This is a genomic window from Actinomadura sp. (assembly GCF_044508335.1).
Lineage (GTDB): Bacteria > Actinomycetota > Actinomycetes > Streptosporangiales > Streptosporangiaceae > Spirillospora.
In genome coordinates, this window is record NZ_JBIQHY010000005.1 from 28266 (window position 1) to 44004 (window position 15739).

Here is a 15739-nt window from a genome sequence, read left to right on the forward strand (position 1 = left end):
TCGTCCACCGGGCTCGGGCGGCCGGTGATCCCGATCTCCAGGAAGTCGGCGAGGAGTTCGAGGACGCGTACGGGCCGATGTGGCTCCCAAGGCCACCGGGCAGCCCGGGCAGCCCGTGGAACGGAGGCGTCGCCTCAGACAGGTCGCGGGACCATGTGCGCTCCTCCGGGCGGGCTGGTCACCCACCAGAGGGGCGCGTCGGCAGCGGCTGGAAGAACAGGCTGGCCGGCCGTGGGGCGTATGGCCGTGGTCAGGGGGTGGAGGGGTCCGGCGTGCGGATTTGTTCGGGCATCGCGGCGGCGCACTCGGCCCACCATTTTTCGTGGTCGGGGTCTGCCGGCCTGGCCTCGATCGACGCCGGGCAGCCTGGGCATGGGGTGTCCGTCCAGGCCAGTTGGACGCGCGTGCTGGGCCTCGATGCTCTTGCGGGGGCGCCCCAGAAGCGCAGGACGTCGTTCTCGTGGACGGGTCTTTCGGTGCGGATTTCGCGCGGTCCGGTGGTGGCGGTTCTCCTGATGTGGGCGGTCTGCTCGGCGAACAGCTGCCAGGCCAGGGCTCGGACCAGGTTCGCGGCGGTGAGCATGTTCGCGTAGGGGACGTGCCTCGCCGTCACCTCGGGGAGGCCGAAGCGGTGCAGGCCGGCCGTCTCGGCTCTGGTTCGTGTGGCGTCTTCCGGTTCCAGGGTGATGTAGACCGGTGCCCAGTCACGGCCCAGAGCGAAGTCTTCCGGTTCGGTGGGTGGGGCCTTGTCGGGCGGGAGGATCTGGCCTGTGTCGAGGTCGGCGGCCGTGCCGTGCAGGGCCGCGGCCAGGGTGCGGGCGGTGAGGCGGGCCGCCTGCGCATGGCGGGGCAGGTCGGCAGGTGCGCTGGTCGCGGTCACCGTGATGTGGCGCGGCGCCCCGAGCACGTCCCGGAGGCGGTCTTCGGATCCGCCGAGCCGGTGCAACTGGGCCTTCAGTTCCGCGGTGATCTCCGTTACCGGCTCTATCGTCAGCTGGGACGATTCCAGCATTGTCGCCGCGAAGCGCCCCACGCCCCGGGCGCCGACCGCGTCCCGCAGGCAGTCCGTACCCGGGACGAGCCGTGTCCTGGCCGCCACCAGGAAACGCGCGGTGACCGTCTCGGGCACCGTCAGGACGAACCGCTCCCCCATTTCCCCGCCTCCCCGTCGAGACGCGCCCGGACGGGCGCCGCATCCCAGCCTCGGCCACGGCGGGCAGGAGCGCTCGGGATCTCGCATCTGTGGAAAACGCCGCGCCGCCCTCGAACGCCGACGTCGAGCAGCCAGGGCCGTCCGCGAAGCGGATCGCGCCAGAGACCTTCAGGGGAGGGCGGTCACCGGAGCCTGGTATTCGAGGGATTCGCGTTCGGTGCGGAAGCCCAGTTCCTCGTTGACGGCGATCATGTGGGCATTGTCGCCGGAATTGTCCGTTTCTATTTCGCGGACGTCGGGGCGCTCGGCGGTGAGCCAGGCGAGCATCGCGGCCTTCACCCAGATGCCGATGCGGCGGCCGCGGTGCTCGGGGACGACGGCCGTGTCGTACTGGGCGGCGCGGCCCGCCGAGTCGTGCGGGACGACGATCTCGGTGAAGCCCGCGATCGCGCCGCCGTGCAGCGCGGCCACCGTGTACAGGTCGTCGCCGCGCTTGGCGACGACCTCGGCCATCTCGCGGACGCGGCGCGCGTCCCAGGGGGCCCCCTCGTACTCGGCGAAGTCGGCCATGGCGTGCTTCGCGCGGGCCAGCGCCGCCGCGTGCCCGTCCGGGACCGTACCCCGCCAGCGGACGAGCTCGTACCCGGCGGGCGCCTCGGCCAGCAGGCGCTCGATGCGTCCGGGCGGGACCTCGTCCAGGCGCAGGAGCATGCCGCGCAGGGTGAGGACGCACTCGAACCCCTGCGACTCCAGGAAGGGCACCGCGGGGGTTCCCGCGAGGACCTGCGCGATCACGCTGGTGCGCCCGTCGGCGCGCAGCCCCTCGGCGGCGGCCGCGAGGAGGCGGCGGCCGTGGCCGCGGCGGCGGTGCCGCGGATGGACCTGCACGTCGACCTCGCCGGGGCGGGCGGTGCCGGGCTCGCCGGCGAGCCGGAGGGACGCGACCGCGACCATCCGGCCGCCGTCCGCGACCGCCCAGTGGCGCTGCCGCGCGCCGGGCTCGGCGGACAGCAGCCGGCGCGCCGCGCCGTCCGGGTCGGGGGCGGGCTCCCCGGCCGGGTCGGCGGCGTGGACGGCGGCGAGCACCTCGTGCCACGCGCGGATCTGCGCGTCCGTCGGAGCGTCGAGCGCGATGACGTCCATCCGACTTTTGTACCGGATGGCGGCCCGCCGCGACCGGGCATGCCGGGAACCGGGCTCAGCGCTCCCGGGTGAACGCGGCCAGGATGCGGTCGGCGGCGAGCGCCGGGGTGAGCGTCCCGTCCGCGACCTGCCGCTCCAGCGACGGCGCCAGCGCGCGGACGTCCGGGTGGGCGTGCAGCTCGCCGAGCAGCCGGTCGTGCACCATCGCCCACGTCCAGCCGACCTGCCGGCGGCGGCGCCGCTTCTCCAGCTCACCGGACTCGCGCATCCGCTCCTGATGCTCGACGATCTTGTCCCAGACCTCGTCCAGCCCGGTGCCCTCGCGGGCGCTGCAGGTGAGGACGGGGGTGTCGCGGACGCGCTCGTCGCCGCGCAGCAGCCGCAGCGCCCCCGACAGCTCGCGGGCCGCCCGCCTGGCCTCCATCTTGTGCTCGCCGTCGGCCTTGTTGACCGCGATGACGTCGGCGAGTTCGAGGACGCCCTTCTTGATGCCCTGGAGCTGGTCGCCGGTGCGGGCGAGGGTGAGGAACAGGAAGGAGTCGACCATCTCGGCGACCGCGGTCTCCGACTGGCCGACGCCGACGGTCTCGACGAGGACGATGTCGTAGCCGGCCGCCTCCATGACCACCATGGCCTCGCGGGTGGCCTTGGCGACGCCGCCGAGCGTGCCCGCGGTGGGCGAGGGGCGGATGAACGCGTTCGGGTCGGCCGCGAGGCGCCGCATCCGGGTCTTGTCGCCGAGGATGCTGCCGCCCGTCCGGGTGGAGGACGGGTCGACGGCGAGCACCGCGACCTTGTGCCCCTCGCCGGTCAGGCGGGTGCCCAGCGCGTCGATGAAGGTCGACTTGCCGACGCCCGGCACACCGGTGATCCCGACGCGGCGGGCGTTCCCGGTGTGCGGGGTCAGCTCGACCAGCAGCTTCTGCGCCAGCTCCCGGTGGTCGGGGCGGGTCGACTCGACGAGCGTGATCGCCCGGGCGATCCACGCGCGCGACCCCTCCCGCACCCCGGTGGCGTAGTCGTCGAGCCCCGGCCTCACTTGGCGGCGTGCCCCAGCCGCGCGGTCAGCTCGTCCAGGAGGCCGATCGCGGCGTCCGCGAGGACGGTGCCGGGCGGGAAGATCGCCGAGGCGCCGGCCGCGCGCAGCTCGTCGAAGTCCTGCGGCGGGACGACCCCGCCCACGACGATCATGATGTCGTCGCGGCCGAGCGCGGCGAGCTCCTCGCGCAGCGCGGGCACCAGCGTCAGGTGGCCGGCGGCGAGGGAGTTGACGCCGACGATGTGCACGTCGGCCTCGACGGCCTGCCGGGCGACCTCCGCCGGGGTCTGGAACAGCGGGCCCACGTCGACGTCGAAGCCGAGGTCGGCGAACCCGGTCGCGATCACCTTCTGGCCGCGGTCGTGGCCGTCCTGGCCCATCTTGGCGACGAGGATGCGTGGGCGGCGCCCCTCGGCCTCCTCGAACGCGGCGGTCGCGGCGCGCGCCCTCTCGACGGCGGCCACCTGTCCCGCCTCCTCCCGGTACACACCGGAGATCGTACGGATCTGCGCCGCGTGCCGCCCGAACGCCCGCTCCAGCGCGTCGGAGATCTCCCCGACGGTGGCCTTGGCGCGGGCGGCGCCGATGGCGAGCGCGAGCAGGTTCTGCTCCAGGCCGGGCTCGCGGGTGCCGTTCTGGGCGGCCTCGGCGGCGCGGGTCAGCGCCTCCAGCGCGGACCGGGTCGCGGCCTCGTCGCGCTCCTCGCGCAGGCGGCGCAGCTTCTCGATCTGCCGGGCCCGGACGGCGGCGTTGTCGACCTTCAGGACCTCGATCTCCTCCTCGGAGTCCGGGCGGTACTTGTTCACCCCGATGACCGGCTGCCGCCCCGAGTCGATGCGGGCCTGCGTGCGGGCCGCCGCCTCCTCGATGCGCAGCTTGGGCAGCCCCTCGTCGATCGCCTTCGCCATGCCGCCGGCCCGCTCGACCTCCGTGATGTGGCCCCAGGCGCGGCGGGCGAGATCGTAGGTGAGCCGCTCGACGTAGGCGCTGCCGCCCCACGGGTCGATGGTCCGGGTCGTCCCCGACTCCTGCTGCAGGACGAGCTGCGTGTTGCGCGCGATGCGGGCGGAGAAGTCGGTCGGCAGGGCCAGGGCCTCGTCCAGCGCGTTGGTGTGCAGCGACTGGGTGTGGCCCTGCGTGGCGGCCATGGCCTCGATGCAGGTGCGGGCGACGTTGTTGAACGGGTCCTGCGCGGTCAGGGACCAGCCGGACGTCTGCGAGTGCGTCCGCAGCGACAGCGACTTGGGGTTCCGCGGCCCGAACGACTTCACGAGCCGCGCCCACAGCAGCCGCGCGGCGCGGAGCTTGGCGACCTCCATGAAGAAGTTCATGCCGATCGCCCAGAAGAACGACAGGCGCGGCGCGAACGCGTCGATGTCGAGGCCGGCCTCGCGGCCGGCGCGGATGTACTCGACGCCGTCGGCCAGGGTGTAGGCCAGCTCCAGGTCGGCGGTGGCCCCGGCCTCCTGGATGTGGTAGCCGGAGATCGAGATGGAGTTGTACTTCGGCATCCGCTGCGAGGTGTACGCGAAGATGTCGGAGATGATCCGCATCGACGGCTGCGGCGGGTAGATGTAGGTGTTGCGGACCATGAACTCCTTGAGGATGTCGTTCTGGATGGTCCCCGCCAGCGCCTCGGGCTTCACCCCCTGCTCCTCGGCCGCGGCGATGTAGAGGGCCAGGACGGGCAGGACGGCGCCGTTCATGGTCATCGACACGCTCATCCGGTCGAGCGGGATGCCGTCGAACAGCTGGCGCATGTCGTAGATGGAGTCGATCGCGACGCCCGCCATGCCGACGTCGCCGGCGACGCGCGGGTGGTCGGAGTCGTAGCCGCGGTGGGTCGCGAGGTCGAACGCGACCGACAGGCCCTTCTGCCCGGCCGCGAGGTTGCGCCGGTAGAAGGCGTTGGACTCCTCGGCGGTGGAGAAGCCGGCGTACTGCCGGATCGTCCACGGCCGGGTGGCGTACATCGCCGGGTAGGGGCCGCGCAGGTAGGGCGGGATGCCCGGGAGGGTGTCGAGGAAGTCGACCCCGGCCAGGTCGTCGGCGGTGTAGAGGGGCTTGACGCCGATGCCCTCCGGCGTCTCCCAGGTCTGGGCCTCCGGGTCCTTGCCGGTGGCGTCGGCGACGGCGGCGCGCCACCGCTTGGCGGCCTCGTCGGCGGGGGGCGCGGCGCCGAGCTCGATCTCGGTGAAGTCGGGGATCATTCGTTCACTCCCAGATCACGGAGGGTGGTCTCCAGGACCCCGATCGCGTCGCATCCGGCGTACACGTTGGCGTCGACCCCCTCGTAGGTTCCCTTACCCGCGAGCCACACCTTCACCGCGCCCGCCTCGCGCAGAATCCGCGCGGCGTCCGCGGCCCGCTCCTCGTACAGCCGGTCGCTGGAGCAGATGCAGGCGACGCTCGTACCGGACGTCCCGAACTCCTCGGGCGGCCCGGCGACCGTCTCGACGCCGCCCGCCTGGAAGAGGTTGGCGGCGAACGACGCGCGCGCCGTGTGGACGGCGGCGGGGCCGAGCGTCGCCAGGAACACCCTGGGACGCGCACCGGTCGCGTCCAGGTGCGCGTCGGAGCGGTCCCGCAGCGCCTCGAAGTCCTGCGCGTACGTGACGACCGGGAGGCCGCCGCCGGGCGGGGCCGGCGCGGGGTCGCGCTCGGGGAGCTTCTCGGCGAGGTCGGGGAACTCGCTGACGCCGGTGAGCGGGGCCTTGCGCCGGGCGATGTCCGCGCGCCGCCGCGCCCAGGTCGCGGCGATCCGGTCGGCGACGAGGCCGGAGCGCAGAGCGGCGCCGAGGCCGCCGGCCCGCTCGATCTCGGTGAACCAGTCCCATGCGGCCCGGGCGAGGCCCTCGGTGAGGCTCTCGGCGTACCAGGAGCCGCCGGCCGGGTCGACGACGCGGGCGAGGCTCGACTCCTCCAGCAGCAGGGTCTGGGTGTTGCGGGCGATGCGGCGGGCGAAGTCGTCCGGCAGCCCGAGGCGGGCGTCGAACGGCTGGACGGTGACCGCGTCGGCGCCGCCGACCCCGGCCGCGAACGCGGCGATGGTGGTGCGGAGCATGTTCACCCACGGGTCGCGGCGCGTCATCATCGCCGACGAGGTGACCGCGTGGATCCGGGCGGCCGTCCCGTCCGCGGCGCCGCTGACCTCGGCGATCCGCGTCCACAGCCGGCGCATCGCGCGGAGCTTGGCGATCGAGGAGAACTGGTCGGCGTTGACGGCGAGGCGGAACTCGATCTGCCCGAACGCCTCGTCCACGCTCAGCCCCGCGCCGGTGAGGGCGCGCAGGTAGGCGACCCCGGCGGCGGCGGCCGCGCCCAGCTCCTCGGCGTCGGCGCCGCCCGCGTCGTGGTACGGGGTGCCGTCGGCGGTGACCGCGCGCAGCCCCGGGAACTCGCGGGCGCACCGGACGGCCAGCGCGGCCGCGCCGTCGAGCGGCCCGGCGGCGCCGGTCCGGGCCTGGAGGCCGAGCGGGTCGGCGCCGAGGTTCCCCGACGCGTCCGCGGCGTTCCCGCGTTCGGTGACCAGTGCGAGGAACGCGTCCGCCGCCTCGGCCGTCGCCGCCCCGGCGTCCAGCACGACGGGTGCGAGGTCGAGCAGGACGCCGCGCAGCGCGTCCGCGAGGCCGGCGACCGGGAGGCCGCCCTCGCCGAGCCGCAGCCAGACGGAGGTGGCGCCGTTCTCCAGGTCGGCGAGGATCGCCTCGCGGGCGGCGGCGGGGTCGGGGTGGGCGTGCCGCTGCCGGACGTCCCATCCGGCGATGCCCTCCCCGTCCGGGCGGACCTCGCGGACGCAGGGGGCGAGGCCGGGACGGCCCGGCGGGGCGTCGTCGCGGGTGTAGAGCGCCGCGATCGGCACCCCGTCGTACGACGTGCGGGTCAGCAGACCCTCGATCTCCTCAAGGGGGGTGTCGTCGGTCGCCGCGCCGGACTTGCGCAGCACCCCCTTCACCATCTCCCGCCACCGGTCGCGCTCGGCCGGGGGGAAGGCGGCGGCCAGTTCGAGTTCCTCAGGCGGCACCGTCATGCCCTGGATCGTAGGTGAGCGACCGAAAGCCGCCCTGAAGCGGGTCCCACTGGACAGAACGCGCGCCGTCCGGAACGCGCGGCGGGCGGCCCGTCCGCCGGTTAGCGGCGCGGCGTCCGGGAAGAGCAGCCCCATGGCCTTGGATCCGCTCCCCGGCGACCTCTACCACATGCAGGAACTCCTCGACGAGCGCGAGAAGGAGATCGTCGAGCGGGTGCGCGGCTTCCTGGAGTCGAAGGTCGCGCCGATCGCGAACGACTGCTGGGGGCGCGCCGAGTTCCCGTTCCACCTGATCCCGCAGTACGGGGAGCTCGGCATCGCCGGGCTCGCCCACGACGAGTGCCCCGGGGAGAAGCCGAGCAGCCTGCTGACCGGCTTCCTGGCGATGGACATGGCGCGCGTCGACCCGTCCATGGCGACGTTCTTCGGCGTGCACACCGGCCTCGCGATGGGCAGCATCGGCCGGTGCGGCTCGCCGGAGCAGCGCGAGCGGTGGCTGCCCGCGATGGGGCGGATGGAGAAGATCGGCGCGTTCGCGCTCACCGAGCCGGAGGGCGGGTCGGACGTCGCGCTCGGCCTGCGCACCACCGCGCGCCGCGACGGAGACCACTGGGTGCTGAACGGCGCCAAGCGCTGGATCGGCAACGCCACGTTCGCCGACTGCACCGTCGTGTGGGCGCGGGACGAGGCGGACGACCAGGTCAAGGGGTTCGTCGTCGCCAAGGGCACGCCCGGTTTCACCGCCACCCCGATCGAGCACAAGATCGCGCTGCGGACCGTCCAGAACGCCGACATCGAGCTGCGGGACTGCCGCGTCCCCGAAGCGGACCGCCTCGCCGGGGCGAACGGCTTCAAGGACACCGCCGCGATCCTGCGCCGGACCCGCAGCGGCGTCGCCTGGCAGGCCGTCGGCGTGATGCTGGCCGCGTACGAGATCGCCCGCGACTACGCGGTGGAGCGGCGGCAGTTCGGGCGGCCGATCGCGAAGTTCCAGCTCGTGCAGGACCTGCTGGTCAAGATGCTGGGCAACGCGACCGCCTGCCTCGGCATGGTGGTGCGGCTGGCCCAGCTCCAGGACGGCGGCCTGTACCGCGACGAGCACTCGGCGCTCGCCAAGGCGTACTGCACCACCCGGATGCGGGAGGTCGTCGGCTGGGCGCGCGAGCTGATGGCGGGCAACGGGATCGTCCTCGACTACGGCATCGGCCGCTTCGTCGCCGACTCCGAGGCGCTGTACTCCTACGAGGGCACGCGGGAGATCAACACGCTGATCGTCGGCCGCGCGGCGACCGGAATGGGAGCGTTCGTCTGACGCCTCCCCCGCCCGGAAGATCCCCGGGACGGTCCGCGGGGCACCCCGGAGAGCCCTCTGTCTAGGGGCGTTGCTAGAGTTCGGCCTCGTACAGCCCCACCGGAACCGCGCAGAGGTAGACCACCACATGTCGACTGGCAGCCACGCCGGGCGCCCGAAGTCCTGGGTCGCCGTGACCATCATCTTCGCCGGCTTCGTCGTCGGCGGCGTCGGCCTCACCCTCGGCCCGAACTGGACCGTCTTCGGGGTGGGCGCCGCGCTGATCGCGATCGGCGGAATCGTCGCGCTGGCCGTCGACATCATGACGGACGTCATCGTCGACGACCCGCGGGCCTAGAGGGCGGCGGCGGTGTTCGGCCGTCCTCCCATCGAGGAGCGGATCGCCGAGCGGCTCCGCGAGCGGGGCGATCTGACGCCGGGGAGGGTCTTCCCGCACGCCCCGGCGAAGATGCTGTTCTTCGTCAGCATGGGCGTGGTCGTGGTCACCCACGTCATCGCCCTGTGCATGTACTTCGTGGACGCCGGCCCCGGCCGCTAGCACCGCCGGGACGCGTGCGCCGCGTCCACCCGGAGGCGCCGAGGGTCCGCCTCAACGGCCCCTGTCCGAGCCGTTGGGCGGGCCCTTCCGCTTGTCCCCGAGATAGAACAGCCCCACCAGGAAGAAGACGGCGACGGCGAGCAGCAGGACGAGCACGCCGACGACGGTCGATCCGGTCATGGGGGCCACCTCGTTCCCACGTCCGCCTCTCCTCCCGGGACTCTGCCCGCCGGGCGGCGGGTCAAAAGAACGTCAAGAAGATCCCTTACCGCCGTTTACGGGCGGACCGGCAGATGCGCTCGCGGCGGCGGCCACGTACCGTCGAGGGGAACGGCGAGGCGGACTCCGCCCGCCGCGTCGCCCGAACCCGAGGTGGTGGACGACCCTGCGATTCGGAGTCGAGGAAGAGTACTTCGTCGTCGATCCCGTCTCCCGGGAGGTCGTCCCCCGCGCCCCCGCCGTCGTGCGGCGGGCGGGCGCGGCGCTGGGCGAGCGGGCCTCCACGGAGCTGGTCGCGTTCCTCGCCGAGGCGAAGACCTCGCCGTGCGACGACCTCGACAAGCTCCGCGAGCAGATCCGGGCGATGCGGGCGGCGATGGCGGCCGCCGCCGCGGCGGAGGGCGTCCGGCTCGCGGCCACGGGCACGCCCGTGCTGGGCGAGGTGGTGCCCGCCCCGATCGGCACCGGTCCCCGCTACGCCGAGAGCCTCGCGGTCTACCGGGCCCTGGACGACGAGCAGAGCATCTGCTCGTGCCACGTCCACGTCGAGATGCCCGACCGGGAGCACGCCGTCCAGGTCGGCAACCACCTGCGGCCGTGGCTGCCGGTGCTGCTCGCGCTGACGGCGAACTCCCCGTACTGGGCGGGGCGCGACACCGGGCACGCCTGCTGGCGCGCGATGGCGTGGGCGCGGTGGCCGGTGGCGGGCCCGCCGCCGTTCTTCGCGTCGGCCGCCCACTACGACGACCTCGTCGGGACGCTGCTCGGCTGCGGCGCGCTCATGGACACCGGCACGATCTTCTGGGACGTCCGGCCGTCGGCGCGGCTGCCCACGGTGGAGGTCCGGCTCGCCGACGTCGCGCCCACCGCCGGCGACGCGGCCGTCCTCGCCGCGCTGGTGCGGGCGCTGGTGCGGGTGTCGTCCCGCGCGGTGGACGCCGGGGAGCCGGCGCCCGACCCGCCGCAGGAGATGCTGCGCGCCGCGTACTGGCTGGCGGCCCGGGACGGGCTCGCGGGCCGGGGCGTGGACCTGCGCACCGGCCGCCCGGCGGGCTTCCGGGAACTGGCCGGCGACCTGCTGGCGCACGCGCTGCCCGCGCTCGGCGACGCCGGCGACGCCGGCTTCGTCACCCGCGGCGTCCGGCGGCTGCTCACCGGCGGGACGGGGGCCGAGCGGCAGCGCGCCGCCTACCGCAGGCGCGGCCGGCTGGCCGACGTGGTCGACGCCGCGCTGCTGCCGGACCGCTGAGCCGCCCGGCCTCCCGCCGGTTCGGAAAGCAAACTTTGCACATTTCGCCCGTTTTCCCCGGTCAGCCGCGGGTACCTCTGGGTCTGGACCGGTCACCGGCGGCATCCGGGGGACCGCGGGGCCATGGCCGGCGGCACGGCCGCCCCGCGGGCGCGTACCCTCGACCGATGCGGGTGCGCACAGCGAGTTCGGACGGAGCGACCTCACGATGAGTCCCGGGCCCGGCGCACCGGGCGTGACGACACGGGGGCCGTTCCACCACCCCGCCCTCTTCTACCGGGACGACGCGGAGTACCTCGCCGGCACCGTCCCGTTCGTCCGCGGCGGGCGCGCGGCGGGCGAACCGGTCGCCGTCGCGGTCCCGGCCCCGCGCCTGGGGCTGCTGCGCGACGCGCTGGGCGAGACGTCCCGCGAGGTCGCCTGGCTCGACATGGCCGAGGCGGGACGCAACCCCGGCCGGATCATCCCCGGCGTCCTGCGCGACTTCGCCGACCGGCACGCCGGCGCGCGGGTGCGGATCATCGGCGAGCCGATCTGGCCCGGCCGCACCGCCGCCGAGTACCCCGCGTGCGCCCAGCACGAGGCGCTGATCAACCTGGCGTTCGCCGGCCGCGGCGCGTCGATCCTGTGCCCCTACGACGAGACCGGGCTGGACGCCGTCGCGCTCGCCGACGCGCGCGCCACCCACCCGGTCGTGATCGACCGGGACGGCGAGCGGGCCAGCGCCGACTACGCGCCCCACCGGGTGATCCGCGCCTACAACCGGCCGCTGCCCGAACCGGCGGGCGCGGTCTCGATGAGCTTCGACCTGGACGCGCTCCCCCTCGTCCGCGAGTTCGCGTGCCGCTGGGCGGCGCACTTCGGCCTGGACGGCGACGCCGCGGGGGACATGGAGCTCGCCGTGAGCGAGCTGGCCGCCAACTCCTGCCTGCACGGCGGCGGGGCCGGCACCCTCCGGTTCTGGTCCGAGGACGGCCAGGTCGTCGGGGAGATCCGCGACGCCGGGACGATCACCGACCCGCTCGCCGGCCGGCTCCCCGCGAGGATGAGCCCGTACGGCGGGCGCGGCATCCTGCTGGTCCACCACCTCGCCGACCTCGTCCGCGTCCACACCGGCCCGGACGGCACCACGACCCGCGTCTACCTGCGCAAGTAGGCGGCCCCGGCAGCCCGAGACTTGACCCGGGCCCAGGTGTAGGCGGCGGACGGCGGGAATGATGCCTGCGCCCGAACATCCCGATCTTCAATGGGGAACCATGCGCATTCTTGCTCGTCCTCACCAGATCCCGATCCGGCTGGCGGTGGGGGCCTTCGTCCTGAACTCGGGCCTGTCGAAGCTCCAGGCCCTGGACGAGTCGGCCGAGGCGACCCACGGCATGGCGAAGACCGCCTACCCGTTCCTGGAGTCGCAGGACGCGCGGACCTTCACCCGCAACCTCGGCAGGGCCGAGGTCGCGATCGGCGGCGCGCTGCTGGCGCCGTTCGTGCCCTCGCTGCTCGCCGGCGCGGCGCTGACCGCGTTCTCCGCCGGGCTGACCGGTCTCTACCTGCGGCTGCCGGGCATGCGGCAGGAGGGCAGCCTCCGCCCGACCCAGGAGGGCATCGCGCTCGCCAAGGACACCTGGCTGGTGGGGGCGGGCGTCTCCCTCGTCCTGGAGGAGCTGACCCGGTGGCGCGAGCGGCGCCGCCGCTGCACGTGATCCCGCCCGTGTGATCCGGCTCCTTGACGCGGGGCCGCCCGCGCGGTGAGGATCGGCGCGTCCCACCAGGAGGCCGCGCCATGACATCCCCCTCGCAGCCGTCCCCGCTGGTCCGCACCGCGGCCGACGCCGACGCCGACGCGATCGCGGCGCTCCTCGGCCGCGCCTTCGACGACGACCCGGTCTGGCGCTGGCTGCTGCCGGACGACGCGTCCCGGGTGCGCCGGCTGACCGGGCTTTTCGGCGTCCTGCTGCGGCGGGTGCACCTGCGGCACGGCGCGACGGAGGCGACCGGGCGGGACGGCGGCACCGAGGCGGCGGCGCTGTGGGACCCGCCCGGCCACTGGCGGGTGCCGGTCCGGCTGCAGGCGGCGCAGGCGCTGCCGCTGCTGCGGATCCTCGGCACCCGGGTGCCGATCACGCTGCGCACGCTGGGCGAGATCGAGCGGCACCATCCGCGGGAGCCGCACTGGTACCTGGCGGTGCTCGGCACCGACCCGCCGGCGCAGGGCGGCGGCCTCGGCGGCGCGCTGCTGCGCTCCCGGCTGGACCGCTGCGACGCCGCGGGGCTGCCCGCCTACCTCGAAAGCTCGAAGGAGCGGAACGTCCCCTACTACGAGCGGTTCGGGTTCCGGGTGACCCGGGAGCTGGCGCTGCCGGGCCGGGGCTGCCCGCCGGTCTGGCTCATGTGGCGGGAACCCGGGCAGGGTTCCTGAACCGGGCCTCTCCACAACGGATCGACCGCTTCGGTCAGGTCCGTGTCATGGCCGGAAGCGGCCATTGAGCGCCGGTGTCCGCACGGAGCGGTGAGCGGGCGGCGACCCTCCGTTCGCCTGCCGCGTTCCTGATACGCGTCACCGGAGGTCCGCGCCGCGGCGGGCGGGCGCCAAACCCGGTTGGCCCGATGCGGCCACCGGGGGTCCGGCCCCCGCCGCCGATCGACGGCCCCCGGTGCGCCTCCCCCGGCCGCGCCGCCTACCGTCGGGAGGGAGCCATTGCACTCCTGCCCCAGGGAAGGCGATAGGTGAACGACATGACCATGGCCGGGTCACGGGCGCCGGAGACCCCGCTCGCCCTGCACAGGCCGGGGTCGGCGCGGGTCCAGGACTACCTCCTCGGCGGGAAGGACAACTACTCCTGCGACCGCCGGCTCGCGCACCGGATCCTGGAGGTCCTCCCGCAGTCGGCGGAGGCCGCGCACGCCGCCCGCGCGTTCCTCTCCGGCGCGGTGCGGCTGCTGGCCGAGCGCGGCGTCCGGCAGTTCGTCGACCTCGGCTGCGGGCTGCCCCGGTCCGACAACCTGCACCAGATGGCCGCCCGCCGCATCGGCGGCACCCGCGTCGTCTACGTCGACCACGACCCGCTCGTCATCGCCCACGCCCGCGCGCTGCTGATCGACGGCGGCAACGTCGCGGCGCTGCGCGCCGACATCCGCGACCCGGCCTCGGTCCTGGGCAGCCCCGAGGTGCGCCGGCTGATCGACCCGGCGGAGCCGGTGGCTCTGGTGCTCTCCTCCGTGCTGCACTTCCTGCCCGGCGCCGCCGACGTCGTCGCCTCCCTGGCGGCCGCGGCCCCGCCGGGCAGCGCCCTGGTCGTCTCGCATCTCACCGCCGACTTCGCGCCGGCCGCGGTCGCCGAGGGCGCGCGGCGCTACCGGGAGGCGACCGGCGTCCCGCTGTACCCGCGGGGCGGGGCGGAGGTGGCGCGCCTGATGGGACCGTTCCGCCCGCTCCCGCCCGGTGTGGTGCCGCTGGCCGGCGGGACGTTCGCCGAGTGTCCGGTCCTGTACGGGGTGGTCGGCGTCCGCTGAACCGTCCGCCCCTGGTGTGTCATTGGTCACACGGGCACCGCCGGAGCGGCCTTCCGCTTCGGTCCCCGCGCCCCTGCTCCGGCAGGTCGTGCGGCTGTCCCCGTCTCGTCACGGTGCGTCAGCCGCCGGGCCGCTAGCTCACAGAAATCTCATTCGCCCGTTAGAGACGGTAACGGTTCGGCCCCTATGGTGGCCTGCGATGCCGACGAACACCCTGCCTTCAGTCCAGACGAAGATCGGTTCTCCCGCGGAGCGGGCCTCCCGGATGGGGTGGCTGGACGCGTTGCGGGGCCTGGCGGCCCTGGTGGTGGTGTTCGAGCACTCCCTGGACGTGCTGCTCCCCGAGGTGCGGCGGACGGCCAGCCCCTGGTTCGACTTCGGCCGGTACGGGGTGTTCGTGTTCTTCCTCGTCAGCGGCTACGTCGTGCCGTTCTCGCTGCAGCGGCGCGGCAACGTCCGGCACTTCTGGGCCGGGCGCTTCTTCCGGCTGTACCCGGCCTGGGCCGTGTCGCTGGGGCTGGCGCTGCCGCTCGGCGCGGCCGGGGTGACCTACGGGCTGCCCGCCGCGCTCGGCGACCGGCCCTGGGCGTCCGCCCTCGCCCACCTCACGATGCTGCAGGACCTGCTGGGCGTGCCGAACGCCGTCAATGTCCTCTGGACGCTGTCCTACGAGATGGTGTTCTACCTCCTCATCACCGCGATGTTCGTCGCCGGCGTGCACCGCTCCAGCGCGCGCGTCGCGCTCGGCTTCGGGGTGGGCGCGGCGATCCTCGGCGTGGCGCTGCCGTCCGGGCTGCTGGCCTCCCGGTGGCCGGGCGGGACGATCCTCGCCGCCGCGCTGCTGCTGGCCGGCGGGCTGGCCGCGATGCTCAGCGGCCGGCGCGCGGCGCGCCGGGCCGGGGTCGGGCTCGTCGCGGCGCTCGCCCTCACGCTGGTCCTGTTCAACAGCCGGATCGGCGCGATCGAGAGCCTGTGCATCATCGCCACCATGTTCGCCGGGACGGCGGTCCGCGCGATCCAGGAGGGGCGGCTCCCCCGCCGCCCGGCCATGGCGATGGTCGCCGTCGTGCCGGTCCTGTCGATCGTGGCCGGCATGCGCACCCCGACGTCCTGGGCGCTGTACGCCAACCCGAACCCGCTCGGGCGGGACTGGTCCATCGCCGTGGCCGCCGCGTGGCTGACCTTCCTCGCCGGCCTCGCGCTCCGGCACCGCCGCATGCCCCGGTTCCTGGTGTGGTCGGGGCTGGTCAGCTACTCCGTCTACCTGCTGCACCCGCTGGTCGTCCAGGTGGTCTGGTACGCGGCGGGGCAGGACACCTGGGGGCTGCCCGTCCCCGTCCGGGCGGCGTGGGGCGCCGTCCTGGTCGCGGGCGTCCTGGTGTCCGCGGCCCTCACGCACCGGTACGTCGAACGACCGGCGCAGCGCCTCGGGCGCCGCCTGACGGCGCGGCGCCCCGGCGCTCCGGCCGCCGCGCCGCAGCCCGCGCGGCCCTGACCGCGGCCCCGCGGCGGGCGGGGGGCGAGTGGTGACAGCGCTCCCTTCTTT

The 15739-nt window shown here is 74.6% G+C and carries 15 protein-coding genes; 9 read left to right on the forward strand and 6 right to left on the reverse strand.

Annotation, left to right across the window (positions count from 1 at the left end):
• Positions 1-250: 250 nt before the first annotated feature.
• The 5 genes from ACIWVC_RS03400 to ACIWVC_RS03420 form a co-directional block, all read right to left on the reverse strand.
• Positions 251-1153 (reverse strand): hypothetical protein, encoded by a 903-nt coding sequence (locus ACIWVC_RS03400; RefSeq protein WP_396453782.1) that lies wholly within the window; start codon positions 1151-1153, stop codon positions 251-253.
• Positions 1154-1321: 168 nt separating this feature from the next.
• Entirely contained in the window at positions 1322-2296 is a 975-nt protein-coding gene (locus ACIWVC_RS03405; protein ID WP_396449072.1) for a GNAT family N-acetyltransferase, read from the reverse strand.
• A 55-nt stretch (positions 2297-2351) separates the two neighbouring features.
• Positions 2352-3335, reverse strand: coding sequence for a methylmalonyl Co-A mutase-associated GTPase MeaB (gene meaB, locus ACIWVC_RS03410; RefSeq protein ID WP_396449073.1), 984 nt, complete (start codon positions 3333-3335; stop codon positions 2352-2354).
• Positions 3332-5545, reverse strand: coding sequence for a methylmalonyl-CoA mutase (gene scpA, locus ACIWVC_RS03415; protein WP_396453783.1), 2214 nt, complete (start codon positions 5543-5545; stop codon positions 3332-3334). The genes meaB and scpA overlap by 4 nt, the downstream gene beginning before the upstream one ends.
• Entirely contained in the window at positions 5542-7365 is a 1824-nt protein-coding gene (locus ACIWVC_RS03420; protein WP_396449109.1) for a methylmalonyl-CoA mutase family protein, read from the reverse strand. The genes scpA and ACIWVC_RS03420 overlap by 4 nt, the downstream gene beginning before the upstream one ends.
• Before the next feature lie 133 nt (positions 7366-7498).
• Here ACIWVC_RS03420 and ACIWVC_RS03425 point away from each other — a divergent pair, with 133 nt between their 5' ends.
• The 3 genes from ACIWVC_RS03425 to ACIWVC_RS03435 all read left to right on the forward strand — a co-directional run bounded on the left by ACIWVC_RS03425 (position 7499) and on the right by ACIWVC_RS03435 (position 9215).
• Complete coding sequence (locus tag ACIWVC_RS03425; protein WP_396449108.1) at positions 7499-8677, forward strand: acyl-CoA dehydrogenase family protein; 1179 nt, start codon at positions 7499-7501, stop codon at positions 8675-8677.
• Positions 8678-8804: 127 nt separating this feature from the next.
• A complete protein-coding gene (locus tag ACIWVC_RS03430) occupies positions 8805-9014 on the forward strand; it encodes an HGxxPAAW family protein (protein ID WP_396449107.1) in 210 nt (69 codons plus the stop codon).
• Positions 9015-9026: 12 nt separating this feature from the next.
• Complete coding sequence (locus ACIWVC_RS03435) at positions 9027-9215, forward strand: hypothetical protein (protein WP_396449106.1); 189 nt, start codon at positions 9027-9029, stop codon at positions 9213-9215.
• Between the two features lie 51 nt (positions 9216-9266).
• On the opposite strand, the gene ACIWVC_RS03440 is transcribed toward ACIWVC_RS03435, so the two are convergent.
• Positions 9267-9395, reverse strand: a complete 129-nt coding sequence (locus tag ACIWVC_RS03440; RefSeq protein ID WP_255205683.1) for a hypothetical protein — start codon at positions 9393-9395, stop codon at positions 9267-9269.
• A gap of 205 nt (positions 9396-9600) precedes the next feature.
• On the opposite strand from ACIWVC_RS03440, the gene ACIWVC_RS03445 reads away from it, so the two are divergent.
• From ACIWVC_RS03445 to ACIWVC_RS03470, 6 genes are all read left to right on the forward strand, one after another.
• Positions 9601-10683 (forward strand): glutamate--cysteine ligase, encoded by a 1083-nt coding sequence (locus ACIWVC_RS03445; RefSeq protein WP_396449114.1) that lies wholly within the window; start codon positions 9601-9603, stop codon positions 10681-10683.
• Between the two features lie 208 nt (positions 10684-10891).
• On the forward strand, positions 10892-11839 hold the full coding sequence (locus tag ACIWVC_RS03450; RefSeq protein WP_396449105.1) for an anti-sigma factor RsbA family regulatory protein: 948 nt from the start codon (positions 10892-10894) through the stop codon (positions 11837-11839).
• 100 nt (positions 11840-11939) lie between these two features.
• Positions 11940-12383, forward strand: a complete 444-nt coding sequence (locus ACIWVC_RS03455; protein WP_396453785.1) for a hypothetical protein — start codon at positions 11940-11942, stop codon at positions 12381-12383.
• An 80-nt stretch (positions 12384-12463) separates the two neighbouring features.
• On the forward strand, positions 12464-13099 hold the full coding sequence (locus ACIWVC_RS03460; protein ID WP_396449103.1) for a GNAT family N-acetyltransferase: 636 nt from the start codon (positions 12464-12466) through the stop codon (positions 13097-13099).
• A 317-nt stretch (positions 13100-13416) separates the two neighbouring features.
• A complete protein-coding gene (locus tag ACIWVC_RS03465; RefSeq protein WP_396449113.1) occupies positions 13417-14193 on the forward strand; it encodes an SAM-dependent methyltransferase in 777 nt (258 codons plus the stop codon).
• Between the two features lie 199 nt (positions 14194-14392).
• Positions 14393-15688, forward strand: a complete 1296-nt coding sequence (locus ACIWVC_RS03470; RefSeq protein WP_396449102.1) for an acyltransferase family protein — start codon at positions 14393-14395, stop codon at positions 15686-15688.
• Positions 15689-15739: the final 51 nt, after the last annotated feature.